This is a genomic window from Xanthomonas sp. DAR 35659, assembly GCF_041242975.1.
Classification (GTDB): domain Bacteria; phylum Pseudomonadota; class Gammaproteobacteria; order Xanthomonadales; family Xanthomonadaceae; genus Xanthomonas_A; species Xanthomonas_A medicagonis.
In genome coordinates this window covers 4,825,349-4,848,746 of the sequence record NZ_CP162488.1, presented here as the reverse complement: position 1 = coordinate 4,848,746, position 23,398 = coordinate 4,825,349, and the positions used below count along the sequence as shown (strand labels likewise).

Sequence of the window (23,398 nt, the reverse complement as noted above, 5' to 3'; positions counted from 1 at the left end):
GCGAGCAGCCTCCGTGCCATCTCCGCCACCCGCAACGCCTCGGCGACAGGGCAAGAGCGCCCCGCCGCGCCTGCCGTCATCCCCAGGAACGGATCAGGACCCGGAAACCGCCTTTGCGATTCCCGAATCCCCATTCCCCATTCCCCGCCTTCAAACCAACGCGATCGACTTGTTCTTGCGCTCGGCCAGGCGCTTTTCCAGGTAGTGGATGTTCTGCCCACCGGCCTGGAAGCCCTTGTCGCGCATGATCCGCTGCTGCAGCGGGATGTTGGTCTTGATGCCGTCCACCACCATCTCGCTCAGCGCCACGCGCATGCGTGCGATCGCGGTCTCGCGGTCGGGGCCGTGCACGATCAGCTTGCCGATCATCGAGTCGTAGTTCGGCGGCACCTTGTAGCCGCTGTAGATGTGCGTGTCCACGCGCACGCCGGGGCCGCCGGGCGGGTGGAAGCCGGTGATCAGGCCCGGGTTGGGCATGAAGGTTTCCGGGTCCTCGGCGTTGATGCGGCACTCGATCGCATGGCCGCGCAGGACGATGTCCTTCTGCTTGATGCTCAGCTTGTGCCCGGCGGCGATGCGCAACTGCTCGCAGACCAGGTCGATGCCGGTGATGCGCTCGGTGACCGGGTGCTCCACCTGGATGCGCGTGTTCATTTCGATGAAGTAGAAGCGGCCGTCCTCGAACAGGAATTCGAAGGTGCCGGCGCCGCGGTAGCCGATGCGGATGCAGGCGTCCACGCAGACCTTGCCGATCTCGTTGCGCAGTTGCTCGGTGATGCCCGGCGCCGGCGCTTCCTCCACCACTTTCTGGTGGCGGCGCTGCATCGAGCAGTCGCGCTCGCCCAGGTGGATGGCGTTGCCCTGGCCGTCGGCCAGCACCTGGATCTCCACGTGGCGCGGGTTCTCCAGGAACTTCTCCATGTACACCTGGTCGTTGCTGAAGGCGGCCTTGGCCTCGGACTTGGTGGTCTCGATCGCCGCCTTCAGCGCCGCCTCCGAATGCACCACGCGCATGCCGCGGCCGCCGCCGCCGCCGGCGGCCTTGATGATCACCGGGTAGCCGATCTCGCGGGCGATCTTGGTGTTGGCGACGATGTCCTCGCCCAGCGGGCCGCCCGAGCCGGGCACGCACGGCACGCCGGCGGCCTTCATCGCGCGGATCGCCTCGACCTTGTCGCCCATCAGGCGGATGGTGTCGGCCTTGGGCCCGATGAAGATGAAGCCGGACTGCTCCACGCGTTCGGCGAAGTCGGCGTTCTCCGACAGGAAACCGTAGCCGGGGTGGATGGCCTGGGCATCGGTGACCTCGGCCGCGGCGATCAGCGCCGGGATGTTGAGGTAGCTCTCCGAGGAGGGCGCCGGGCCGATGCACACCGACTCGTCGGCCATGGCCACGTGCTTGAGGTTGCGGTCCACGGTGGAATGCACCGCGACCGTGCGGATGCCGAGCGTATGGCACGCGCGCAGGATGCGCAGCGCGATTTCGCCGCGATTGGCGATGACGACTTTATCGAGCATGGGAAGGCCGGGAATTGGGAATGGAGAATCGGGAATGGAGGACGGCGTGCATCGTCAATCTCCGCGCTTGCTCAGAACATTCATCAATGCGGTCAGTTTGGCGAAGATCGTATCGATCAATCCGTCGAGTGCCGCGATGTCGGAGGTGTAGTCGAGCCGGCGCGCGATCTGCAGGTGCGTGCTGGCCTCGGATAGCGAGCCGCGCGCGATCGACAGGAAACGCAGGTACTCGGGCGTGGAGCGGCGCGCGGCGCCTTCGGCGATGTTGGCGGGGATGCTGACCGCCGCGCGGCGCAGTTGCGCCGTCAGCCCGAAGCGTTCCGTTGCCGGGAACGCGTCGGAGAGGCGGTAGATCATTTCCACCAGATCCATGGAGTCTCGCCAGACGTCGAGCCGCTCGTGCGGCCGCTTCGACGATTCCCCATTCTCCATTCCCGAGTCCCGGCGCCTCAGCCAATCACGAACAACGGCTGGTCGAACTCCACCGGCTGGCCGCTTTCGCTGAGGATGGCGACGATGGTGCCGGAGACGTCGGCCTCGATCGGGTTGAACATCTTCATCGCCTCGATGATCGCCAGGGTCTCGCCGGCCTTGACCGCCTGGCCGACGCTGACGAAGGCGGGCTTGTCCGGCGCCGGCGAGGTGTAGAAGGTGCCGACCATCGGCGCGCGCAGCACGTGGCCCTCGGGCAGGGCGTTGCCGGGCTTGGCGCTGCCGCCGGTGGAGGCCTCGGTGGGCGAGCTCATCGGCATCGGCGCGGCGGCCGGCGCGGCGGGGGCCGGGGCGGCGTACTGCTGCGGGGCACTGCTGATCATGCCCTTGGGGGTGCGCGCCAGGCGCACGCTTTCCTCGCCTTCCTTGATCTCGATTTCGGCGAGATTGGATTCTTCCAGCAGGTCGATCAGCTTCTTGATTTTACGGAGATCCATAACGGCCTCTTGAGGTGAATCGGGAAATGACCGGGCGCGTGGCCCGGCGAACTCGGACAAGCTGGCGCGGTACCGGTGCACGCGCGCTGAAGCCCAGGCGGCCGCTCACGCGCCCGCTCCCAGCCGCGCCAGCGCCGCGTCCATCGCATAGCGGTAGCTGTCGGCGCCGAAGCCGCAGATCACGCCGACCGCGTGGTCGCTGAAGTAACTGTGGTGGCGGAACGGCTCGCGGCCGTGCGGGTTGGACAGGTGGATCTCGATGAACGGGATCGCCACCGCCGCCAGCGCGTCGCGCAGCGCCACCGAGGTGTGGGTGAACGCGGCCGGGTTGATCAGGATGAAGGCGGTGCCGTCGCCGCGCGCGGCCTGCACTCGGTCCACCAGCACGTGCTCGGCGTTGGACTGCAGGCTGTCCAACTGGTGCCCGGCCGCGCTGGCCTGCGCCAGCAGGGCCGCATCGATCTGCGCCAGCGTGGTGTGCCCATAGACCCCCGGCTCGCGGGTGCCGAGCAGGTTGAGGTTGGGGCCATGCAGCAGCAGCAGTCGCGCCATGGAAGACAAAGCAGCGGAAAGGGCGGCAGTCTGCGCGAAGCCGGGATTACTGTCCAGTTCGGCGAAGTTGCGCGCGTTTTAAACGGATGTTTGGTTCCGTGGCCTGTGTGTCGCTGGCAGGCCGGGCGCGAAGCGGGGGGGCGATCGCCGATCTGCATCCTAGCCCGTCCAGGCCGAGGTCGGGCGCGGCGCTGTCTTCCGCGATATGGCCGCGATGCGCGGTGTGCCACGAGGCGTGGCGCCGTCCGCTTTTCGAAGCGGCTCGCACCCGCGTCTGTGAGGTCGGCGCGCTCCTTGATGCATGTTGCGGGCGATGCGGGAAATGCGCCATGCCGTGCTGGAGAGTGCAGGCACGGCGTGCCGCCATGGCCGGAGCCCAGCGGGCGCGGCTTATGGACCAAACGCATGTGGTGATGCCCGATCGGAATGCGCCACTTGGCGTGCATTAACCGGCGATTTACACCTGCGGCCGGCATCCCGGGCACAAAGGACGCCCCGACCGGCCCCGAGGGCGAGCCATGCGAATTGCGATCATCGGCGCAGGATTCTGCGGCAACGTGCTGGCCGCGGCGGTGGCCAGGCAGGGAACGGCCAGCCGGCTGACCTTGATCGGCGTGGCGGAGACCTTCGGCCGCGGCATCGCCTACGGCGCGGCGCGGCCCGAGCATCTGTTGAACGTGCGCGCCAAGGACCTGGGCGTGGACCCGCAGGATCCGGGTGGGTTCGCCGACGCCTTGCAGCTCGACGCCGCGCAGCGCCTGGAATTCCTGCCGCGGCTGCGCTACGGCCGTTACCTGGAGCAGCACCTGGACGCGGCGCTGGCCGCCTCGAAGGTGGACGTGGCGCGGGTGAGCGAGGAGGCGGTGGCGGTGGAGCGCGGGCCGGACGGTTTCCGCATCTTCCTGGCCAATGGCGAGGACGTGGTCAGCGACGTGGTGGTGCTGGCGATCGGCGCGCTGCCGCCGGCGGCCTTGCCCGGCATCGGCCCGCGCCTGGCGGTGCACCGGCGCTACATCGGTTGGCCGTGGCAGGACGGGGTGCTGGACGAGGTGCCGCCGCAGGCGCGGCTGTTGCTGGTCGGCACCGGCCTGACCATGGCCGATGTCGCGCTGACCCTGCGCCGTCGCGGCCATCGCGGCCCGATCACCGCCTTGTCGCGGCGCGGCCTGGCGCCGCAGGCGCATCTGGTCCAGCCGGGCGCGCCGGTGACGCTGCCGCCGAGCGTGGCGCAGGCGCTGCGCAACCACGACCTCGGCGGCCTGGTGCGCAGCCTGCGCCAGTTGACCACGGTGGTGGAGGACTGGCGCTGCGTGGTCGATGCGCTGCGCCCGCATCTGCAGCCGTTCTGGAAAGGCCTGGCACCGGCGGCGCGCGCGCGTTTCCTGCGCCACCTGCGCCCGTACTGGGAAGCGGCGCGGCATCGGCTGGCGCCGGCCGCGGCCACCGCGCTGGCGCAGATGCAGCAGCAGGAGCAGTTGCGCATCCGCGCCGGGCGCCTGCTGCGTGCGCGGCTGAGCGAGGCCGCGGTGGAAGCGGTGATCCGCGACCGCGGCAGCAGCAGCGCGCGGACCGAAGCGTTCGACGTGCTAATCCGCGCCACCGGGCTGGACACCGACGTCGCCCGCACCAGCCATCCGCTGATCGCCACGATGCGCGACGCGGGCCTGCTGCAGGCCGATCCGCTGGGCCTGGGCCTGGTGGTGGACGAGCGCCTGCAGGTCCGCGACGGCGGCGGCCATCCGGTCGCCGGGCTGTACTGCCTGGGGCCGCTGCTGCGCGGCGGGCTGTGGGAAATCACCGCGGTGCCGGAACTGCGCGCCGGCGCGCAACGCCTGGCCGCGGAACTGGCGGCGCTGGGGCAGGCACGAGGCGGTGGTGTGGAGGGTGGGGCGCAGCGGCAGGCGGTGTAGGGGCATTCGATCCGCCGCCGGCCCCATGCGCGGCTGCGCCTGGCGCGAACGGGCCGCGGCGTCTGCCTGAGGGTGCGGCCGCTCCGGCGTCGTTCGGCAGGGGGGAAGTTTCGTGTCCCCGAACTCTGCGAGTCGCTTTCGCGCCGGACCCTCACCCCAACCCCTCTCCCGGTGGGAGAGGGGCTAGCCGCTGTTCCTTCTCCCATCGGGAGAAGGTGGCCGGCAGGGCCGGATGAGGGTACGGGCGCAGCCTCGTGCTGCCGCCTACGGCAACTGCACCCAGCGCTCCGCTTCGCCGGGCGCGAAGGGGCCCAGCTTCTGCCTGACGATGCGGCCGTCGGCGTCGATCAGCACGCTGTACGGCAGCAGGCCCTGGGTGTCGCCCAGGCGCACGCTGGCGTCGGCCGGGCCGGGCGTCTCCAGCGCGATCGGATAGGTGATCGGCACCCGTTGCAGGAACGCACGCACGTCCTCGGGGCGGTCCAGGGCGATGCCGAGCACCTGCAGGCCGTCGGCCGGCTGCGCCTGCGCCAGGCGATCGAGTTCCGGCATTTCGCGCACGCACGGTTCGCACCAACTGGCCCAGACGTTGACCAGCAGCGGGCGGCCGCGGAAGCGGTCGAGGGTCAGGCGGCCGCCGTCGAGCGTCGGCAACTGCAGCGCCGGCGCCAGGTCGCCGGGACGCGCGGCGACGGCGGGCGCCGCCGCCGCGGTCGCCGGCTTGGCCGCGCCCGTTTCCGCCGCCGGCGCCGGCTCGCGCCACCACAACTGCGCGGCGGCCACGCCCAGCACCGCCGCCACCGCGGCCACCGCGAGCAGGCGCGGCGGCGTGGCCATCATCGCGCCGCGCGCAGCAGCGCGTCCTCGACCACCGCCTGGCTCAGCACCGGCGGCAGCACGGTCGGCGGCGCGCCAGGGCCGTAGACCACGTACAAGGGCACGCCGACCGCCTTGTGCTCGGCGAGGAAGGCGCTGATGCGCGGGTCCTCGTTGGTCCAGTCGCCCTTCATGTACACCGCATCGACGCGCTTGAGCGTGTCGCGGAACGCGTCGCCGCTGAACACGTTGCGTTCGTTGGCCTTGCAGGTCACGCACCAGTCGGCGGTCATGTTGACGAACACCACGCGGTTGTCGGTACGCAGCCGGTCCAGCATCTCCGGCGAATAGGCCACGGTGTTGCGTTCCACCGTCGCGCCGGGCGGCGGCAGCCGGGTCACGCCCCAGGCCGGCACCAGCGCCGCCACAAGCAGCACGGTGGCCAGGCGCATGCCGGTCTTGTGCTCGCGCCAGCGCGCGCGCTCGAACCACCACAGGCCCAGCGCCAGCAGGGTGGCGCCGACCAGCAGCAGCGCCACCGCGTCCACGCCGCGCTGCTTGCCCAGCACCCACAGCAGCCAGATCGCGGTCAGGTACATCGGGAACGCCAGCACCTGCTTCAGCGTTTCCATCCACGCGCCCGGCTTGGGCAGGCGCTTGGCCAGCGACGGCACGAAGCCGATCAGCAGGAACGGCAGCGCCAGGCCCAGGCCCAGGGTCAGGAACACCAGCATCGCCGTCGCCGGCGGCGCGGTCAGCGCGTAGCCCAGCGCCGTGCCCATGCCCGGGCCGATGCAGGCGCTGGACACCACGCAGGCCAGCACGCCGGTGGAGAAGTCGCCGACCGGCCCGCTGCGCGCCACCAGCGACTGGCCCAGGCCGCCGAGGTTGGCGCTGAGGGTGAACACGCCCGACAGGCTCAGTCCGACCACGAACATCAGGTAGACCAGCGTCGCGACGAAACCCGGGCGCTGCAACTGGAAGCCCCACAGCAGGCCCGCGGCGACGACGATGCCGCCGACCACGGCGAAGGAGGTCAGCACGCCCAGCGTGTACCACAGCGCATGGCTGCGCGCGCGGCTGCGGCTCTCGCCGCTCTGCGCCACGCCCAGCACTTTCAACGACAGGATCGGCAGCACGCACGGCAGCAGGTTCAGCACCAGGCCGCCGCACAGCGCCAGCAGCAGGATCCACAGCAGGTTCTGCGGTTCCGCCTGCGGCGGCGCGGCGCTGCGCGCGGCGTTGTGCGCCGACGCATCCGGCGCCGTCGTCGCGTCGGGCGCGGTCACCGGGGCCGCATCGGCGTCGGCGTCGCTGGCGTCGGCCTGATCGCTGGCGAGCGGCGGCACCAGCAGCGGCGCCACCTGGGCCTGGTCGGCGGGGCTGACCTTGCCGGCCGGCAGCGACAGCTTCACCCGGCGGGTCATCGGCGGATAGCAGATGCCGTCGGTCTGGCAGCCCTGGAAGGTGGCCACCAAGGTCGCCTCGGCCGCGTCGGCGCGCTGGCGTTGCAGCGGCACGGTGACCTCGGCCTGGTCGAAGTACACCACCACGTTGCCGAAGTGCTCGTCCTTGTGCGAGCGGCCCTGCGGCCAATGCGGCATCCCGGTGCGGATGCCCGGGGCGCCTTCCAGCGCCAGCGCGGTGCGGTCGCGATACAGGTAATAGCCCGGCGCCGGGGTGAAGCGCAGCAGCAGGGTGTTGCCGTCGCCGACGATGGCCTCGAAGCCGAACGCCTGGTCCGAGGGCAGCGGCAGGCCCTGCATCGCGCCGGCACCGGCGCCGGCGCCGAACAGCGGCGTGGCGGGGCCGCCGGCCGTGCCCGGGCCGCTGCCCGGCAACGGCGAGGGGGCCGCCGCGGTGGTGGTCTGGTCCGCCGGCAAGGCCACGCTGAGCAGGCGCTTCTGCGGCGGGTAGCACACCCCGGCGTCGGCGCAGCCCTGGTAGCGGACTTCCACCTGCAGGGTGTCCACGCCGCTGGCGGCGGCGCCGGTCTGCACCGCGCTCAGCTGGCCGCGGTAGGTCTCCACTTCGCCGAAATACGGGTCCACCTTCTTGTGCCCGGCCGGCAACTGCAGGGTCGGGTTGGCCTTGAAGCCGCTCTCCACGCGGACCGCGATCCGGTGTCGGTACAGGTAGTAGCCGTCGGCGATCTTCCAGTGCAGTTCGATGCGACCGCGCTCCGGCGCGCGCGCGCTCAGGGCGAAGGCCTGGTCGACCGGCAGCAGGTCCTTCTCGTCCACCGCCAGGGCGGGGAAGGCGGCCGCGGCCAGCAGGCACAGGGCGGCGATACGGTGCAGCAAGGTCATCGGCTTACGGTTCCTCACGGGTTTCGGCGTGCACCCACTGCAGATAGGCGGGCAGGCCGCCGGCGATCTCGACCTCGACCAGTTCCGGCACCGCGTAGGGGTGCAGTTCGCCCAGCCGCCGTTGCAGCGCGGGGACGCGGTCGGCGGCGGTCTTGATCAGCAGCAGCACTTCGTCGGCCTGCTCCACGGTGTCCTGCCAGCGGTAGGTGGACTGCACGCCGGGCAGACGGCTCACGCACGCGGCCAGGCGTTCCTCGACCAAGGCCTGGGCGACCCGCGCGGCGCTGGCCGGGTCGGGACAGGTGCTGAACAGCAGGCGGAGTGGGGGCGACGACATGCGGCCGACAGTATAGGGAGTGGGGAATCGGGAATGGGGAATCGGGAATGGCAAGAGCGACAGCGTTGGTGCTGCGTCCGCTGCAACGAGGTTGCGTCTGGCGGTGGCTCTTTCGAACCCCGAATTCCCCTCTCCCATTGCGGGTCGCGGCGGTTGCGAGGCCGGGGCAGGGGCGGTCGGCCACCGGGCTGCTTCCGCAGGTGCAGTGCGCGGCCATCCACCACCGGCTGGCGTGGCGATCCGTCCAGTTGCGATCGAGGCGGGAGCGTAGCCTGAGGCGAACGCCTGGCCGCGATTGGCCGTTCGGCGCTGCACACGTCCAACCAAGGTCAGCGCGCGGCGATGGCTGTGGAGCGCCGTGCGGGGGCGGTTCCGGGTGGCACCGCCGGCGCGTCATCCGGCGCACCTGGGGCCACGCAAGTCCCGGCGCGCCATTGCGGCGCGCCGGGAGGCACGGGTCAGTTGAGCAACTGGCAACTGGCCGGCTTGGCGGAGGTGAACAGCGACGGCGTCGCCCACTCCGGATGGTCGATGAACGGGTTGCGGTTGCCCTGGAAGCTGAAGACCACCTCGTTGCGGGCACGCTCGGCGTCGTCCGGCGGATCCTGCTGGCTCCATGCGATCAGGGTCGACAGCAGGCCCATGTACGCCGGCGAGGACGAGGTCTTGACGATCTTGCTGCGGTCGTCGGTCAGTTCCAGGTCCGGCTCGGACTGGCCGGTGGCCGCGTCGGTGCCGCCTTCGTAGCGGATCGCCATGTACATGACCGCGCGCGCCATGTCGCCCTTGCGGTGGTTCCACACCTCGAAGCTGCCGCCGTTGCCGTCCGGGGTGCGCACCCAGTTGGAGTTGCCCGGATAGGCGCCGCTGCCGCCGCCGAAGCCGGCGTTGGCCTCGGTGGCGCGCTCGCCGCAGTTGCTGTCGCAGTTGGCGTAGGGCTTGTTGCCGCGGTCGGCGTTCCAGGCCGAGTCGGTCAGGTACAGCATGTGCGTGTCGGTGTACGGCGCGTAGGGCAGGCCCTTGTCGCCGGTGGCGCTGCCGAAGCCCAGCGAGTTCGGCCAGCTGTGCTCGCGGTTGTACTTCAGGCCGCTGCCGCTGCCGGCGCGGTCGGCGACCTTGGCGTAGCTGCGGTTGCGGTAGGCGTCGAGGATGCGCCCGCTGTTGTTCGGGTCCTCGTCGGCGATCTCCAGGATGGTCCAGGTATTGGTGCCGGAGCTGCTGCTGTACGGGTAGACGGTGTGGCCCTTGATCGTCTCGTGCAGCGAGCAGCGCAACTGGCTGGGGCTGGAGGTGTTGACCCGCGAGTAGTAGCCGCTGCCGCCGCCGCCAGTGCCGCTGGCGACGCTGAAGGCGATGCTGCTGTCCTGCGCCGGATGCGCACCGCCGGCGTCGCTGACGCGCGCGGCGAGGATGCTCAGGTTGCAGCTTTCGCCGGCGGCCAGGGCGCTGTTGGTGGAGATCGCGAACTGGCTGCCGCTGCTGGGGTAGCTCAGCGGCACCGTGCCGGACTGGCTGCAGCTCAGTGCGAACGCGCCGCTGGACAGGGTCACCGCCTCACTGAAGCTGACCGCCAGGTCGCCGGCGGCGGGGAAATTGCTGGCGCCCTGTGCCGGGGTGGTCGCGGTCACCGATGGCGCGGTATTGGCGCTGCCGCCGCTGAAGGTCTGGCCGCTGTTGCAGGCGCCGAAGCTGCTGGCCGAGCTGCCGGCCCAGGTGAAGTCGGCCGCGGTGCTGCCGTTGCTGCCGCGCAGTTGCAGCGAGGTCCCGGCCGCGGTGCTGTTGCTCTCGCTGACCGGCAGGTTCTGGCTGGTCAGGCCGGCGGCCGGGCCGCCGCCGCCGGTGATCGCGCCCTCGTAGCTGAGGAACTGCACCACCTGGCCGCTGCCGTCGACCAGCGCCAGGCCGTCGTTGGGGCCGTTCTGCACGCCGTTGCTGGCATAGCTCACGGTGGCGATGCGGACCTGACCGCCGCAGCTGACCAGGTTGCCGGCCGGCACCGCACTGGTGGCATAGACCGTGGCGGCGCCGGGGTTGCTGCCGTTGTAGAGGTAGACCTTGTAGCCGCTCAGGCTCTCCCCGGCGGTGGCGACGATCTCCACGCCTTCGCCGGTATCGCCGGCGGCGGTGGCGTCGTCGTAGTGCAATTCGTTGATGAACACGGCGGCCTGGGCATGGCCGGCCAGGGCCAGCAGACAGGCGAGAGGTAACGCAACGGCGGATGGCTTCATCGACAACTCCCTTTGGACGATCCCCCCTGGCCTGCGAGCCTAGCCTGCCTGTGTGACAGCGTGCGGAATCCGGTTACCAGTTCCGGCGTCGGGCCGGCGGCCATCGCGAAATTTTTTGCGCCCGGGCCCTTGAAAGCCTCCAGGCCAGCACCACATCAAGCGCATCCCGGCGTACCGGGTTTTTTCGCGAGCGCTGCTGGCAGTCGTCACATGCGAGTGCTAACATCGCCGACCTTTCCTAGACCAATCAATCACTTAAGAGGGTCTCACTCAATGAGCATCAAGCCGCTTCACGACCGCGTCGTAGTCAAGCCGATCGAAGCCGACGAAATCTCCGCCGGCGGCATCGTGATCCCGGATTCGGCCAAGGAAAAGTCCACCAAGGGCGAGATCGTCGCCATCGGCAGCGGCAAGCCGCTGGACAACGGCAGCGTCCGCGCCCCGGCGGTCAAGGTCGGCGACAAGGTCATCTACGGCCAGTACGCCGGCTCCAGCTACAAGGCCGAAGGCGTCGAGTACAAGGTGCTGCGCGAAGACGACATCCTGGCGATCGTCGGCTAAAAAGCGCCGCCGCTCGCGGGAATCGGGAATGGTGAATCGGGAATCGGCAAGAGCGGGTTTCCTGCCCGCCTGCGATTTCCGTCCCGTCCCGACCTTCCGCTCTTGATCTTCCTATTCCCTGTTCTCCATTCCCTATTCCCGAGGTAACTCCAATGGCTGCCAAAGATATCCGTTTCGGTGAAGACGCCCGTTCGCGCATGGTGCGCGGCGTCAACATCCTCGCCAATGCCGTCAAGGCGACCCTGGGCCCGAAGGGCCGCAACGTCGTGCTCGAGAAGAGCTTCGGCGCCCCGACCATCACCAAGGACGGCGTCTCCGTCGCCAAGGAAATCGAACTGGCCGACAAGTTCGAGAACATGGGCGCGCAGATGGTGAAGGAAGTCGCCTCCAAGACCTCCGACAACGCCGGCGACGGCACCACTACCGCCACCGTGCTGGCGCAGGCGCTGATCCGCGAAGGGTCCAAGGCGGTCGCCGCCGGCATGAACCCGATGGACCTCAAGCGCGGCATCGACAAGGCCGTCGTGGCCGCCGTGGCCGAGCTGAAGAAGATCAGCAAGCCCACCGCCGACGACAAGGCGATCGCCCAGGTCGGCACCATCTCGGCCAACTCCGACGAGTCGATCGGCAACATCATCGCCGACGCGATGAAGAAGGTCGGCAAGGAAGGCGTGATCACCGTCGAGGAAGGTTCGGGCCTGGAGAACGAGCTGGACGTGGTCGAGGGCATGCAGTTCGACCGCGGCTACCTGTCGCCGTACTTCATCAACAACCAGCAGAGCCAGCAGGCCGACCTGGACGACCCGTTCATCCTGCTGCACGACAAGAAGATCTCCAACGTGCGTGACCTGCTGCCCGTGCTGGAAGGCGTGGCCAAGGCCGGCAAGCCGCTGCTGATCGTCGCCGAGGAAGTCGAAGGCGAGGCGCTGGCGACCCTGGTGGTCAACACCATCCGCGGCATCGTCAAGGTCGTGGCGGTCAAGGCCCCGGGCTTCGGCGACCGTCGCAAGGCGATGCTGGAAGACATGGCCGTGCTGACCGGCGGCACCGTGATCTCCGAGGAAGTGGGCCTGGCGCTGGAGAAGGCGACCATCAAGGACCTTGGCCGCGCCAAGAAGGTGCAGGTCTCCAAGGAGAACACCACCATCATCGACGGCGCCGGCGACACCACGGCGATCGAGTCGCGCATCAAGCAGATCAAGGCGCAGATCGAGGAGACCTCCTCGGACTACGACCGCGAGAAGCTGCAGGAGCGCGTGGCCAAGCTGGCCGGCGGCGTGGCGGTGATCAAGGTCGGTGCCTCGACCGAGATCGAGATGAAGGAAAAGAAGGCGCGCGTCGAAGACGCCCTGCACGCGACCCGTGCGGCGGTGGAAGAAGGCGTGGTCCCGGGCGGCGGCGTGGCCCTGGTGCGCGCGCTGACCGCGATCGGCGAGCTGAAGGGCGCCAATGAAGATCAGACCCACGGCATCCAGATCGCGCTGCGCGCGATGGAAGCGCCGCTGCGCGAGATCGTCACCAACGCCGGCGAAGAGCCGTCCGTGATCCTGAACAAGGTCAAGGAAGGCACCGGCAACTTCGGCTACAACGCCGCCAACGGCGAGTTCGGCGACATGGTCGAGTTCGGCATCCTGGATCCGACCAAGGTGACCCGTTCGGCGCTGCAGAACGCCGCCTCGATCGCGGGCCTGATGATCACCACCGAAGCGATGGTGGCCGAGGCCCCGAAGAAGGACGAGCCGGCCGCGCCGGGCGGCATGGGCGGCGGCATGGGCGGCATGGGCGGCATGGATTTCTGATCCAGCCGGCCTCGGCCGACCCGTTCCACGCAGTCGAAAGGAGCCCCGCAGCGATGCGGGGCTCTTTTTTTGCGTATCGGTGCGCGGCCTGCCGCTGCGCTCGCCCGCCACGCTTGCAGGCGTCGCGCAGCTGGCCAACCCGTCGGCGCATCCGCCGGTCGCATCGCTGGAGGAATGCGTCGCGCGCATCTGGTCGCGCTCGCGCGACAAGAAGCGCCACTACGACCACCAGCGCGACAACCGCCCTTCCGACAACGTGATCGACCGCCAAGCGGCGGTGGAGTACGCATCGGATTTCCGGGCGCCGCGAGTGGAAGACCGGTAGTCCAGCACCGCAACCGGTCGCGGCACCGCTGCTTTGCGATTCCCCATTCCCGAATCCCGATTCCCAGCCCCAAAGTTGCCAATGCAACTGTGGCGCCGCCGCAAACCCTGTGTTATCACTGCATCCCATGAACGCTTCCTGCCGCAGCTTTTATTTTTGGTACTACGGTTTTCCGATGCCGCTGGCGGAGGAAGGATCGCGTTCACCCTGAAGGACACTTCAGCCGCAATCCCGAAAGCCGCCAGCGAACCTGGCGGCTTTTTTCATGCCGCCGGACTGGCCCCCACCCAGACCCGACCGAGAGATTCCCCATGGCTCCCCACACCGACGATCTGCGCATCCGCAAGATCGAACCGCTGACTCCCCCCTCGCAACTGCTGGCGCTGCTGCCCTGCGACGAGGAGGCCTCGCAGACCGTGGCCGCCGCGCGCGCGGCGCTGCACGAGATCCTGCACGGCCGCGACGACCGCCTGGCGGTGGTGATCGGCCCCTGCTCGATCCACGACCCGGTCGCGGCGATGGAGTACGCGCAGCGCCTGCGCCCGCTGCGCGACACCTACGGCGATGCGCTGGAGATCGTGATGCGGGTGTACTTCGAGAAGCCGCGCACCACGGTCGGCTGGAAGGGCCTGATCAACGACCCCAACCTCGACGGCAGCTTCGACATCAACAAGGGCCTGCGCCTGGCGCGCGGCCTGCTGCGCGACATCAACCGCCTCGGCCTGCCGGCCGGCGTGGAGTTCCTCGACATCATCTCGCCGCAGTACATCGCCGACCTGGTGGCCTGGGGCGCGATTGGCGCGCGCACCACCGAGAGCCAGGTGCACCGCGAGATGGCCTCGGGCCTGTCGTGCCCGGTGGGCTTCAAGAACGGCACCAGCGGCGACGTCAAGATCGCGGTCGACGCGGTCGGCGCGGCCTCGCATCCGCACCATTTCCTGGCGGTGACCAAGGACGGACAGACCGCGGTCGCGGCCACCGCCGGCAACCCCGACTGCCACGTGATCCTGCGCGGCGGCACCCAGCCCAACTACGACGCCGACAGCGTCGCCGCCGCCGGCCAGGCGCTGGAGAAGGCCGGCTTGCCGGCGCGGCTGATGGTCGATGCCAGCCACGCCAACAGCGGCAAGAATCCGGACAACCAGCCCAAGGTGATCGACGCCATCGCCGCGCAACTGGAGGCCGGGCAGCCCCGCATCGTCGGGGTGATGGTGGAAAGCCACCTGGTCGGCGGGCGCCAGGAACTGGTCGCCGGCCAGCCGCTGGTCTACGGGCAGAGCATCACCGACGGCTGCATCGACTGGGACAGCTCGGTACAGGTGCTGGAGCGGCTGGCGCAGGCGGTGCGCGCGCGGCGCCAGGCGCGCGTGGCGCAGGCGGCCTGAGGGCTGTCGTTCGGAAAGCGCACGCAGCCTGGCCGGCTGCGTGCGTGGAGGGCGGGGCTCGCCCGAAGAGGGGCCGGCCGCGCCGCCGAATGCGAAGGGAGAGAGCTTCGGTGTCGACGGCTGCGAGCCGGTGATGACGTTATCCGCCTCCCTGATCGCCGCGATATGCCGGTGTGTGGCAGTGGCTGGCAAGGTGTTCGCGGGGCGTTAAAGCCTGTTGTCGCGGGTTCAGCGCGGTGGGCATGTTCGCCCCGGGTGTTCGGGATCGAGGCACTGGGCAGACGCGTCGCGTGCCTTGCCGGAAGGCCACTTCCAATGGATGGAAGACGGATGCGCCTGCATGCCGTGGCCACGGCAAGCGCGATCGCGGGCGGCAACGTCGTGAGGGCCGGAGCGAAGGCGGCGTGTCCGATCGCATGGTCTGCCGCACGCGCTGGCGGATGCCATGGCATGGTCGATAATGCGCGCATGGCCGCCGACTCGCCCTGGTTCCTGTACCTGCTCGAATGCCGCAACGGCAGCTACTACGCCGGCATCACCCCCGACCTGCAGGCGCGCTTCCAGGCGCACCTGCGCGGCACCGGCGCCAAGTACACCCGCGCCAACCCGCCGGTGCGCCTGCTCGCCAGCCGCGCCTATCCGGACCGCGCCGCCGCCTCGCGCGCCGAATACGCGCTCAAGCAACTGCCGCGTGGCCGCAAGCTGGCGTTCCTGAGCGCGTCGGAGCCCGCGCCGGTGTCCGATACCCCGCAAGCGACCGCCGAATCCGCGGTGATGTAGGAGCGGCTTCAGCCGCGACAGCCGCTACCGGTAACGCCCCGTCGCGGCTGAAGCCGCTCCTACAGGGGAGCGCGTCGGGCGTGCACGCACACCCGTGCGGCAGGGACTTCAGTCCCGACGCGATGGACTCGAACGACGCCACAATCGCCCACCAGGCATGCCGCAGTCCGCAGCAGGCGTGCCGCCGCAGGCACGGTCCGCCTCAGCGGCTGGGCCAATGCCACGCCGGGCGGTCGAGCGCGCGCAGGCCGGCGACGTCGGTCTGGCCGTGTTCCTTGATCAGCAGGTGGTGCAGGCAATCCGGCTGCTGCTCCAGCGCCGCGATCAGGCGGCTGGCATGCGAGACCACGATGATCTGCGCATGCCGCGCGGCGCCGCCGATCAGCCGCGCCAGCGCCGGCAACAGGTCCGGGTGCAGGCTCGCTTCCGGTTCGTTGAGCACCAGCAGTTCCGGCGGGCGCGGGCTCAGCAGGGCGGCAATCCACAGCAGATAGCGCAAGGTGCCGTCGGACAACTCCGCAGCCGACAGCGGCCGCAGCAGGCCATGCTGATGCATCGCCAGGTCGAAGCGGCCGGCATGCACCTCGATCGTCAGCCGCGCACCGGGGAAGGCATCGTCCACCGCCGCATGCAGGCCGTCGGCATCGCCGATCTCCAGGATGGTCTGCAGGGCGGCCGCGAGATCGGCGCCGTCGTTGCTCAGTACCGGCGTGTGCGTGCCGATCTGCGCCATGCGCGCCGGCGCCGCGGCGTCGGTGCGGAAGTGGTCGTAGAAGCGCCAGCGCCGGATGTTCTCGCGCACTTCGTGCATCTCCGGCGCCGCGCGCGGATCGGAGAACTGCGCCAGCACGCTGTCGAAACTGGCGATGCCGGCGCCGGCATCGCTCCAGCCGTCGTCCTGGGTGCGCAGGCGCACCGCCGGGCCGTTGCGGTCCACCAGCAGGTTGGCCGGGCGCAGCCAGGGCCCGGCCCAGATGCATTCGCGCTTGATCTGCGGATCCAGCGCGAACGCCGACGAAGACGGCATCGGCAGTCCCAGGTCGATGGCATAGCCCAACGCGTCGCTGGCGTAGCCCAGTTTCAGCCCGACGGTGCGTTGCCGCACCGTGCCCTCGACCGGATGCTCGCCGCGCCGGACCGCGCGGCTCAGCGTCTCCGGGCCGGCCCACAGCGCCGACGGCAGGCCGCCTTCGCGGGCCAGCGCGGCGATCACCCCGCCCTGGGCGGTGTCGGCGAGCAGGCGCAGCGCGCGGTAGACGTTGGACTTGCCGCTGCCGTTGGCGCCGGTGATCAGGGTCAGCCCCGCCAGCGGCAGCACCAGCTCGCGCAGGGAACGGTAGGAGGACACCGCTAAGGTGGTCAGCATCGGCGCAGCATACCCCGCTGCCGTTGCGGTTTCCGCCGCTCAGCCGCCCGCGTGCATCGTCCCGGTATCCAGCCAGCGCTGGTGCCAGGACAGCGCCTCGGGCAGCAGGTGCGGGGTGTGCTTGCCGTAGCTGCTGTGCAGGGCGCGGTCGACGTAGTCCTGTAGCTGCGCGCGGTAGCTGGGGTCCACGCAGTGCGCGAGCAACTGCTGCGCGCGCTGCCGCGGCGGCAGGCCGCGCAGGTCGGCCAGGCCGTGCTCGGTGACGATGATGGAGACGTCGTGCTCGGTGTGGTCGACGTGGCTGACCATCGGCACGATCGCCGAGATGCTGCCGTTCTTCGCGGTGCTGGGGCTGAGGAAGATCGACAGGAAGCCGTTGCGCGCGAAGTCGCCGGAGCCGCCGATGCCGTTCATGATGCGGCTGCCCATCACGTGGGTGGAATTGACGTTGCCGTACAGGTCGGCCTCGATCATGCCGTTCATGCCGATGCAGCCCAGCCGCCGCACCAGTTCCGGGTGGTTGGAGATCTCCTGCGTGCGCAGGATGATGCGCTCGCGGTAGAAGGCGATGTTGCGCTTGAACTCCTCGTTGGCCTCCGGGCTCAGCGCGAAACCGGTGCACGAGGCGACCTTGAGCACGCCGCTGCGCAGCAGGTCGAGCATGCCGTCCTGGATCACCTCGGTGAACGCGCTCAGATCGCGGAAGCCGCTGCTGGCCAGCCCGGCCAGCACCGCGTTGGGGATGTTGCCCACGCCCGACTGCAGCGGCAGCAGGTTGGCCGGCAGCCGGCCCTTGGCCACTTCGTGCTGGAGGAATTCGATCAGGTGCGCGGCGATGCGCGCGCTGGTCGCGTCGGCCGGCGTGAACGGGCTGTTGCGGTCCGGGCCATGCGTGCGCACCACGGCGACGATCTTGTCCGGGTCGCAGCGCAGCGACGGTTCGCCGATGCGATCCTCGGCGTGCAGCAGCGGGATCGGCTTGCGCTGCGGCGGCAGCGCGGTGCCGTAGTACACGTCGTGCATGCCGTCGATGCCGGCCGGCTGCCAGTCGTTGACCTCGACGATGACCTTCTTCGCCAGGTCCAGCCAGGTCTTGTTGTTGCCGATCGAGGTGGACGGGATCAGGCTGCCGTCTTCGCGGATGCCGGACACTTCCACCACCGCGGTGTCGATCTCGCCGTAGAAGCCGAACCACACGTGCTGGGCGACATGGCTGAGGTGGATGTCGATGTAGTCCAGGGTGCCGGCGTTGATGCGCTGGCGCGCGTCGGGGTCGGACTGGAACGGCATGCGCAGGGCGATGCCGTCGGCCTTGGCCAGGGCGCCGTCCAGTTCCGGCGCGGTGGAGGCGCCGGTCATCAACTGGATCTTGAACGCCTGGCCCTGCAGGTGCGCGGCCTCGATCCGCTGCGCCAGCGCGATCGGCACGGCCTTCGGATAGCCGGAACCGGTGAAGCCGCTCATCGCCACCGTCTCGCCCGGTTGGATCAGCGCGGCAGCGGCCTCGGCGGTGACGACGCGCTCGCGCAGGCGCGGGTGGAGGATGCGTTCGGCGGACATGGGCAACCAGGCGAAAAGGGGAAGGCCGCAATTATCGCGGATCGCGCCGGCGTCCGGCGCGTGGCGAAGCAGCGGCTTTCACGCGCCCGACGCCGCGCCGCGGCGATAGTGCCGGCGTGCCACCCTTCGCCCGCCTCCTGCCCGCTGCCGCCCTCGAACGCTACCGGCGCCTGCCGCGGCCATGGCGCCTGCTGCTGCGCGGCCTGCTGATCGCCTATCTGGCGTACCTGCTGCTGGGCAACGTGTTCCTCAACACGCCGCTGTTCGACATGGCCACCAACCGCAAGCCGGAAAAGTTCCGGATGCAGACCGGCCCGGCGCTGACCGTGCTGCCCGGGCTGGTCACGGCGTGGGACGTGCGCATGCGCGGCCATGTGCAGCGCACCGTGTGGACCTTGCGCGCGGACCGGGTCAGCGCGCGCATCGCCGTGCTGCCGCTGCTGCACCGCGAAGTGCGCCTGCCGTGGCTGGAAGCGGTGAACGTGATCGGCGAGATGGATCGCGTCGCCGACGCCATCGCGCCGCCGCCGCAGAGCGACCAGGGCTGGACGCTGCGCTTCGACGCGATCCACAGCGGCACGCTGCAACGCGCGCGCTTCGGCGACCTGGCGATCGAAGGCAAGGGCCATGGCACCGTCGGTTTCCTCAAGCAGCTCCGCGGCGGCCCGGCGGAACTGTTTCCCTCGCAGATCGTGTTCGACCAGGCCAGCGTGCGCTACGGCACGCGCCAGATCGCCGACCAGGCGCATGTGGACGCGCGCTTCTCGTTCCCGCGGCACTACCGCGCGCAGGCGCCGGGCCTGCGCAAGCTGGACATCACCGATCTGGCGCTGCAGCTGCGCGGGCGCAGCGTGGCGCTGCGCATCGATACCTCCGGCGGCCAGACCCGGTTGAGCACCGAGCCCGGGCTCGGTCACGTGGAGGCGAACCTGCGCCTGCGCCGCGGCGAACTGCAACCGGGCAGCATGCTCAACTGGCGGGTGCCGCTGCATGCCGGCGTCGGCGCCACCGACCGTGGCGTGCTGGCGCTGCTGCTCGATGTGGACCACGACGTGCGTGTGCGTGCGCGCCTGCCCGGTCAGGTCGATCCGCGCAGCATGCTCGATGCCGACCTGCGCATCGCCGGGCGCCGCATTCCCTTCGCCGACCCGGCGGCGGTGTTGCCGCGTCTGTCCGGCACCTTGCAGGGCCGCTGGCATTTCGAGTCGCTCAACTGGATCAGCGACCTGCTGGTGCGCAAGCCCTGGTTCCGGCTCGCCGGCGGCGGCGACGTCAATGCCGACCTGCGCCTGGCGCAGGGCACCTTGCAACCGGGCAGCCGGCTCGACGTACCCGACGTACAGGCCATGGCCGACGTGATGCAGGTGCAGGTGCGTGGCCAGGCGCAGGCGTCCGGGCGCATCGTCGGCAGCGCCGCGCAGCCGCGCACGCAGATGGACGTGCGCATGCGCACGTTCGCGCTGGCACCGGTGACCGAACCCAAGGCGGTGTTCGTGCAGGGCGAGAACCTGCGCCTGGCTCTGGAAGGCGACGGCGCGCTGGCGACCCTGCACGACTCGCTGCAGGCGCGTCTGCGTTTCGACGATGCGCGCGTCCCCGACCTGCGCGCCTACAACCGCTACCTGCCGGCGTCGCAGGTGCGTGTGCTCGGCGGCAGCGGATCGCTCAGCGGCGACCTGCGCCTGGATGCGGCCGGACAGGTCGGTGCGGGCGCTGTGCGCCTGCGTGGCCGCCAGGCGCAGTTGCAGGCGGCCGGCCTGGCGCTGCTGGGCGACCTGGACCTCGATGCGCGGCTGCGGCGCGCGGACCTGCGCGACAAGCGCTTCGACCTGAGCGGCAGCACCTTGCGCCTGCAGGCCGTGCGCTACGGCGAAGCGGCGAAACAACGAGACTGGTGGGCCACGCTGCGCGTGCCGCAGGGGCGCATCGCCGCCGAGCCGGCGAAGCAGGTCGATGCGCAACTGCAGATCCAGATGCGCGATGCCGGCCCGGTGCTGGCGGTGTTCGCGCAGCGCAGCGACGCGCCGGCGTGGCTGCTCAAGCTGGCCGATGCCGGGGAGCTGGATGCCAGCGCCCAACTGCGCTGGCGCAAGGATGCGCTGTGGCTGGATCGCCTCGCCGCGGAGAACCAGCGCGTGGCGCTGCGCGCGCGCTTGCGCGTCGGCGATGCCGGCACCCAGGGCGACCTGTACGCGCGCTGGGGCGTGCTCGGCGTCGGCGTCGCCTTGCGCGGCGAACAACGGCAATGGCATCTGCTGAACGCGCGCGACTGGTACGAACGGCAGCCCGCGTGGCTACCGGAGGGCGCGACGCCGGCGCCTTCGCCACCGTGAGCGAGCGCCGCTGACGGTATCCGTCTCGCGTCCGGCGCGTCATGCACGGGGCCGTCGCGCACGCGCGCCGTGACCAGGCGATTATTCGCAGGATCGGAGGCGGGCTTGCGCGAGCGCTGCACGCATCCAGGGCATGGTGGCGGCAGGCGCGATCATCGCTGTCCGTGGCGTCGCCCGAACGTGCGCGTTGCCAGGGAACGACGCGCGGTCCCGCGATCCCGATTCGGTGCCGCAATCGGCGCGCGCCGCCTCCCGGGCGGATCGTGCAGCGCAGCAGAATGTACTGCCCGGTATCGTTTTGCACTGCAGCGTGCAATGCCCAAAAAAAGGGACCAAGATCGCCCTGCATCCCGACGTGGGGGAGGGAGCAAGGCCCGCTGGCAGTTCGCTGCAAGCGGGCTTTTTTTTGGTCTTTTTTCGGGGCCGCCGTCGTCGCCGGGGCTGTACGGCAAGCGCTGCCGGATGCGATCCCGCCGCGTCGGACGCGGGCGGCGATAGCGATGCGCGGTCTGCTCGCGCGCGGACGCCATCGGCGCCGCGCACGTCCGCCACCCGCCACCCGCCATCACGCGCCGGGTGGCCGCGACGGCGTCAGGTCGGCATCGCCTGCGAAGGCGGCTCCGGCGATGGCGGCAGCGTCGGTGGGGTCGGATCGACGGTCACCGGTTCGTCGCTGCGCAGCAGCGCGCGCGCCTCGGCCTCGCTGGCCACCGCGGGCGGCGAGCCGCGCAGCGGCAGACCCGCGGTCTCGCGCACGAAGGCCATGGTCGCCATGCCGATCAGCGCCGCGCCCATCAGGTAGTACGCCGGGACCAGCGGATCGCCGGTGCATTCGACCAGCCAGGCGGTGACCAGCGGCGTGGTGCCGCCGAACAGCGACACCGACACGTTGAAGGCGATCGACAGCGCGCTGTAGCGCACCGGGGTGTAGAACAGCGCCGGCAAGGTGGACGGCATCGAGCTGGTGAAGCACACCAGCGCCACGCCCAGCAGCATCAGGCCGAGGAAAATCAGCCAGTCGTTGCCGGTGCCGATCAGCAGCAGGCACGGTACCGCCAGCACCAGCAGCGCGACGCACGCGCCGATCACCATCGGCCGGCGCCCCAGGCGATCGCTGAACAGGCCGCCGACCACGTTGAGCGGCATCATCACCAGCATCACGATGATGATCAGCAGCAGGCCCTTGCTCTCGGCATAGCCCATGGTGACGCTGAGGTAGCTGGGCATGTAGGTCAGCAGCATGTAGTCGGTGACGTTGAACACCAGCACCAGGCCCACGCACTTGAGCAGCTGCGGCCAGTGCACGCGGAACAGCGCGGCCAGGCCCGGGGTTTCCTGCTCGCGCTTCTCCGCTTCCTCGGCATAGGCGCGGAACGCCGGGGTTTCCTCCAGTTTCATGCGCATGTACAGGCCGAGCAGGCCCAGCGGACCGGCGATCAGGAACGGCACGCGCCAGCCCCAGTCGCGCATCTGCGCATCGCTCACCAATACGTGCAGCGCGGTCACCGTGGCGGCGCCGGCGATGTAGCCGCCGAGCGTGCCGAACTCCAGCCAGCTGCTCATGAAGCCGCGGTTGCGGTCGGTCGCATATTCGGCGATGAAGGTGGCGGCGCCGCCGTATTCGCCGCCGGTGGAAAAGCCCTGCAGCAGCCGCGCGAGCAGCAGCAGGATCGGCGCCCACACGCCGATCCGCTCGTAGGACGGGATCAGGCCAATCGAGAAGGTGCCCAGCGCCATCAGGATCATGGTCGCGGCCAGCACTTTCTGCCGGCCGTAGCGGTCGCCCAGCGGGCCGAACACCAGTCCGCCGAGCGGGCGCACCAGGAACGCCACGGTGAAGGTCGCGAACGTGGCGATCAGCTGCGCGGTCGGGCTGGTGCTGGGAAAGAACACCTTGCCCAGGGTCACGGCGAGGTAGCCGTACACGCCGAAGTCGAACCATTCCATCGCGTTGCCCAGCGCGGCGGCGCCCACCGCCCGTTTGAGCATCGGCTTGTCGACGACGGTGACGTCCTCGACCCGCAGCTGGCGGCGGCGCTTGAACCATCCGAAATGGCTGTGGAACTCCGACATGTCTTCTCCTGTCCTGGAACGGTGGGGTGATGACCCCCGGCCCGCACGCGGCAGGGCAAAGCAAGACGGAAGGGCGCAGAGGCGCCGGACTTGTCCGCGGGGGCACGATCCCGGACGGCCGCGTCAACACCACGGCGCTGCGGGATCGAAGGACGGAGCGGGCGGCGCAGGCGCGCAGGCTCCATTGGGGCGCGCATGATACACCATCGCCGCGGCGAGGCTGGCGGCAATGTCAGTGAAACACATTGAAAAGCGCCGAAAAGCTGCGTTCTACGCGAATCTTGCAAGTCGCGCGGTGAAGCGGCATCAGCCGTGGCACGCGAAGGTGGGCGTGCATGACGGGCCGGACGTGCCTGTCGGGTCGGGACGGATGTCCCTCCCATAGCGCAGTTCCCGGCAGTGTGGGTGACGCAAGTGTGGGAGCGGCTTCAGCCGCGACACGCGGGGATGCGGGATGCAGCAAGGGGCGGCCGGGCCTTCGGGTCGGGACTGACGTCGCTCCCCCAAAGCGTGGTTCTCGACAATGTGGATGCTGTCGGTGTGGGGGCGGCTTCACCGCGACGCGCGGTGGGTGGGGGATGCAACAAACGTCGGCCGAATCGGCGGGGTGCGACCGA

General features: G+C 70.1%; 18 protein-coding genes. 7 read left to right on the top strand and 11 right to left on the bottom strand.

Annotated elements, in window-relative coordinates; all coding sequences use genetic code 11:
• Positions 1-150: 150 nt before the first annotated feature.
• The 4 genes from accC to aroQ form a co-directional block, all read right to left on the bottom strand.
• A complete protein-coding gene (gene accC / locus AB3X07_RS20525) occupies positions 151-1,518 on the bottom strand; it encodes an acetyl-CoA carboxylase biotin carboxylase subunit (RefSeq protein WP_369940769.1) in 1,368 nt (455 codons plus the stop codon).
• Between the two features lie 54 nt (positions 1,519-1,572).
• Complete coding sequence (locus AB3X07_RS20520) at positions 1,573-1,950, bottom strand: four helix bundle protein (protein WP_369940767.1); 378 nt, start codon at positions 1,948-1,950, stop codon at positions 1,573-1,575.
• Between the two features lie 17 nt (positions 1,951-1,967).
• Positions 1,968-2,447, bottom strand: a complete 480-nt coding sequence (gene accB, locus AB3X07_RS20515; RefSeq protein ID WP_369940765.1) for an acetyl-CoA carboxylase biotin carboxyl carrier protein — start codon at positions 2,445-2,447, stop codon at positions 1,968-1,970.
• A gap of 105 nt (positions 2,448-2,552) precedes the next feature.
• Positions 2,553-2,999, bottom strand: a complete 447-nt coding sequence (aroQ, locus tag AB3X07_RS20510) for a type II 3-dehydroquinate dehydratase (protein ID WP_369940763.1) — start codon at positions 2,997-2,999, stop codon at positions 2,553-2,555.
• Between the two features lie 518 nt (positions 3,000-3,517).
• Here aroQ and AB3X07_RS20505 point away from each other — a divergent pair.
• A complete protein-coding gene (locus AB3X07_RS20505; RefSeq protein ID WP_369940761.1) occupies positions 3,518-4,909 on the top strand; it encodes an FAD/NAD(P)-binding protein in 1,392 nt (463 codons plus the stop codon).
• Positions 4,910-5,173: 264 nt separating this feature from the next.
• On the opposite strand, the gene AB3X07_RS20500 is transcribed toward AB3X07_RS20505, so the two are convergent.
• The 4 genes from AB3X07_RS20500 to AB3X07_RS20485 form a co-directional block, all read right to left on the bottom strand.
• Positions 5,174-5,746: a TlpA disulfide reductase family protein gene (locus AB3X07_RS20500; RefSeq protein ID WP_369940759.1), complete on the bottom strand. Its 573-nt coding sequence runs from the start codon at positions 5,744-5,746 to the stop codon at positions 5,174-5,176.
• Positions 5,746-8,034 (bottom strand): protein-disulfide reductase DsbD family protein, encoded by a 2,289-nt coding sequence (locus tag AB3X07_RS20495; RefSeq protein WP_369940757.1) that lies wholly within the window; start codon positions 8,032-8,034, stop codon positions 5,746-5,748. Before AB3X07_RS20495 ends, AB3X07_RS20500 begins: the two co-directional genes overlap by 1 nt.
• Positions 8,035-8,038: 4 nt before the next feature.
• Positions 8,039-8,371: a divalent-cation tolerance protein CutA gene (gene cutA / locus AB3X07_RS20490; protein WP_369940755.1), complete on the bottom strand. Its 333-nt coding sequence runs from the start codon at positions 8,369-8,371 to the stop codon at positions 8,039-8,041.
• A gap of 458 nt (positions 8,372-8,829) precedes the next feature.
• A complete protein-coding gene (locus AB3X07_RS20485; RefSeq protein ID WP_369940752.1) occupies positions 8,830-10,599 on the bottom strand; it encodes an endonuclease in 1,770 nt (589 codons plus the stop codon).
• Between the two features lie 273 nt (positions 10,600-10,872).
• Here AB3X07_RS20485 and AB3X07_RS20480 point away from each other — a divergent pair, with 273 nt between their 5' ends.
• The 5 genes from AB3X07_RS20480 (at position 10,873) to AB3X07_RS20460 (ending at position 15,449) form a co-directional block, all read left to right on the top strand.
• Positions 10,873-11,160, top strand: a complete 288-nt coding sequence (locus tag AB3X07_RS20480) for a co-chaperone GroES (RefSeq protein ID WP_003470504.1) — start codon at positions 10,873-10,875, stop codon at positions 11,158-11,160.
• 152 nt (positions 11,161-11,312) lie between these two features.
• Positions 11,313-12,959, top strand: coding sequence for a chaperonin GroEL (gene groL / locus AB3X07_RS20475; RefSeq protein ID WP_369940749.1), 1,647 nt, complete (start codon positions 11,313-11,315; stop codon positions 12,957-12,959).
• A 79-nt stretch (positions 12,960-13,038) separates the two neighbouring features.
• Positions 13,039-13,284 carry a hypothetical protein gene (locus AB3X07_RS20470; RefSeq protein ID WP_369940747.1) on the top strand — a complete coding sequence of 82 codons (246 nt, stop codon included), beginning with the start codon at positions 13,039-13,041 and terminating at the stop codon, positions 13,282-13,284.
• Positions 13,285-13,595: 311 nt separating this feature from the next.
• Positions 13,596-14,669 (top strand): 3-deoxy-7-phosphoheptulonate synthase, encoded by a 1,074-nt coding sequence (locus AB3X07_RS20465; protein ID WP_369940745.1) that lies wholly within the window; start codon positions 13,596-13,598, stop codon positions 14,667-14,669.
• Positions 14,670-15,137: 468 nt separating this feature from the next.
• Complete coding sequence (locus AB3X07_RS20460) at positions 15,138-15,449, top strand: GIY-YIG nuclease family protein (RefSeq protein ID WP_369944827.1); 312 nt, start codon at positions 15,138-15,140, stop codon at positions 15,447-15,449.
• Between the two features lie 202 nt (positions 15,450-15,651).
• Here AB3X07_RS20460 and AB3X07_RS20455 read toward each other — a convergent pair whose 3' ends face one another.
• Positions 15,652-16,815, bottom strand: coding sequence for an AAA family ATPase (locus tag AB3X07_RS20455; RefSeq protein WP_369940742.1), 1,164 nt, complete (start codon positions 16,813-16,815; stop codon positions 15,652-15,654).
• Positions 16,816-16,854: 39 nt separating this feature from the next.
• Complete coding sequence (locus AB3X07_RS20450; RefSeq protein WP_369940740.1) at positions 16,855-18,375, bottom strand: acetyl-CoA hydrolase/transferase family protein; 1,521 nt, start codon at positions 18,373-18,375, stop codon at positions 16,855-16,857.
• A gap of 116 nt (positions 18,376-18,491) precedes the next feature.
• Here AB3X07_RS20450 and AB3X07_RS20445 point away from each other — a divergent pair, with 116 nt between their 5' ends.
• Positions 18,492-20,708 (top strand): hypothetical protein, encoded by a 2,217-nt coding sequence (locus tag AB3X07_RS20445; protein WP_369940738.1) that lies wholly within the window; start codon positions 18,492-18,494, stop codon positions 20,706-20,708.
• A 591-nt stretch (positions 20,709-21,299) separates the two neighbouring features.
• On the opposite strand, the gene proP is transcribed toward AB3X07_RS20445, so the two are convergent.
• Positions 21,300-22,781: a glycine betaine/L-proline transporter ProP gene (gene proP / locus AB3X07_RS20440; RefSeq protein ID WP_369940737.1), complete on the bottom strand. Its 1,482-nt coding sequence runs from the start codon at positions 22,779-22,781 to the stop codon at positions 21,300-21,302.
• Positions 22,782-23,398: the final 617 nt, after the last annotated feature.

What these genes read in the sequence shown, in the direction of transcription:
- accC (WP_369940769.1), bottom strand. Translation starts at nt 1,518, where the DNA reads ATGCTCGATAAAGTCGTCATCGCCAATCGCGGCGAAATCGCGCTGCGC.
- AB3X07_RS20520 (WP_369940767.1), bottom strand. Translation starts at nt 1,950, where the DNA reads ATGGAGAATGGGGAATCGTCGAAGCGGCCGCACGAGCGGCTCGACGTC.
- accB (WP_369940765.1), bottom strand. Translation starts at nt 2,447, where the DNA reads ATGGATCTCCGTAAAATCAAGAAGCTGATCGACCTGCTGGAAGAATCC.
- aroQ (WP_369940763.1), bottom strand. Translation starts at nt 2,999, where the DNA reads ATGGCGCGACTGCTGCTGCTGCATGGCCCCAACCTCAACCTGCTCGGC.
- AB3X07_RS20505 (WP_369940761.1), top strand. Translation starts at nt 3,518, where the DNA reads ATGCGAATTGCGATCATCGGCGCAGGATTCTGCGGCAACGTGCTGGCC.
- AB3X07_RS20500 (WP_369940759.1), bottom strand. Translation starts at nt 5,746, where the DNA reads ATGGCCACGCCGCCGCGCCTGCTCGCGGTGGCCGCGGTGGCGGCGGTG.
- AB3X07_RS20495 (WP_369940757.1), bottom strand. Translation starts at nt 8,034, where the DNA reads ATGACCTTGCTGCACCGTATCGCCGCCCTGTGCCTGCTGGCCGCGGCC.
- cutA (WP_369940755.1), bottom strand. Translation starts at nt 8,371, where the DNA reads ATGTCGTCGCCCCCACTCCGCCTGCTGTTCAGCACCTGTCCCGACCCG.
- AB3X07_RS20485 (WP_369940752.1), bottom strand. Translation starts at nt 10,599, where the DNA reads ATGAAGCCATCCGCCGTTGCGTTACCTCTCGCCTGTCTGCTGGCCCTG.
- AB3X07_RS20480 (WP_003470504.1), top strand. Translation starts at nt 10,873, where the DNA reads ATGAGCATCAAGCCGCTTCACGACCGCGTCGTAGTCAAGCCGATCGAA.
- groL (WP_369940749.1), top strand. Translation starts at nt 11,313, where the DNA reads ATGGCTGCCAAAGATATCCGTTTCGGTGAAGACGCCCGTTCGCGCATG.
- AB3X07_RS20465 (WP_369940745.1), top strand. Translation starts at nt 13,596, where the DNA reads ATGGCTCCCCACACCGACGATCTGCGCATCCGCAAGATCGAACCGCTG.
- AB3X07_RS20460 (WP_369944827.1), top strand. Translation starts at nt 15,138, where the DNA reads ATGGCCGCCGACTCGCCCTGGTTCCTGTACCTGCTCGAATGCCGCAAC.
- AB3X07_RS20455 (WP_369940742.1), bottom strand. Translation starts at nt 16,815, where the DNA reads ATGCTGACCACCTTAGCGGTGTCCTCCTACCGTTCCCTGCGCGAGCTG.
- AB3X07_RS20450 (WP_369940740.1), bottom strand. Translation starts at nt 18,375, where the DNA reads ATGTCCGCCGAACGCATCCTCCACCCGCGCCTGCGCGAGCGCGTCGTC.
- proP (WP_369940737.1), bottom strand. Translation starts at nt 22,781, where the DNA reads ATGTCGGAGTTCCACAGCCATTTCGGATGGTTCAAGCGCCGCCGCCAG.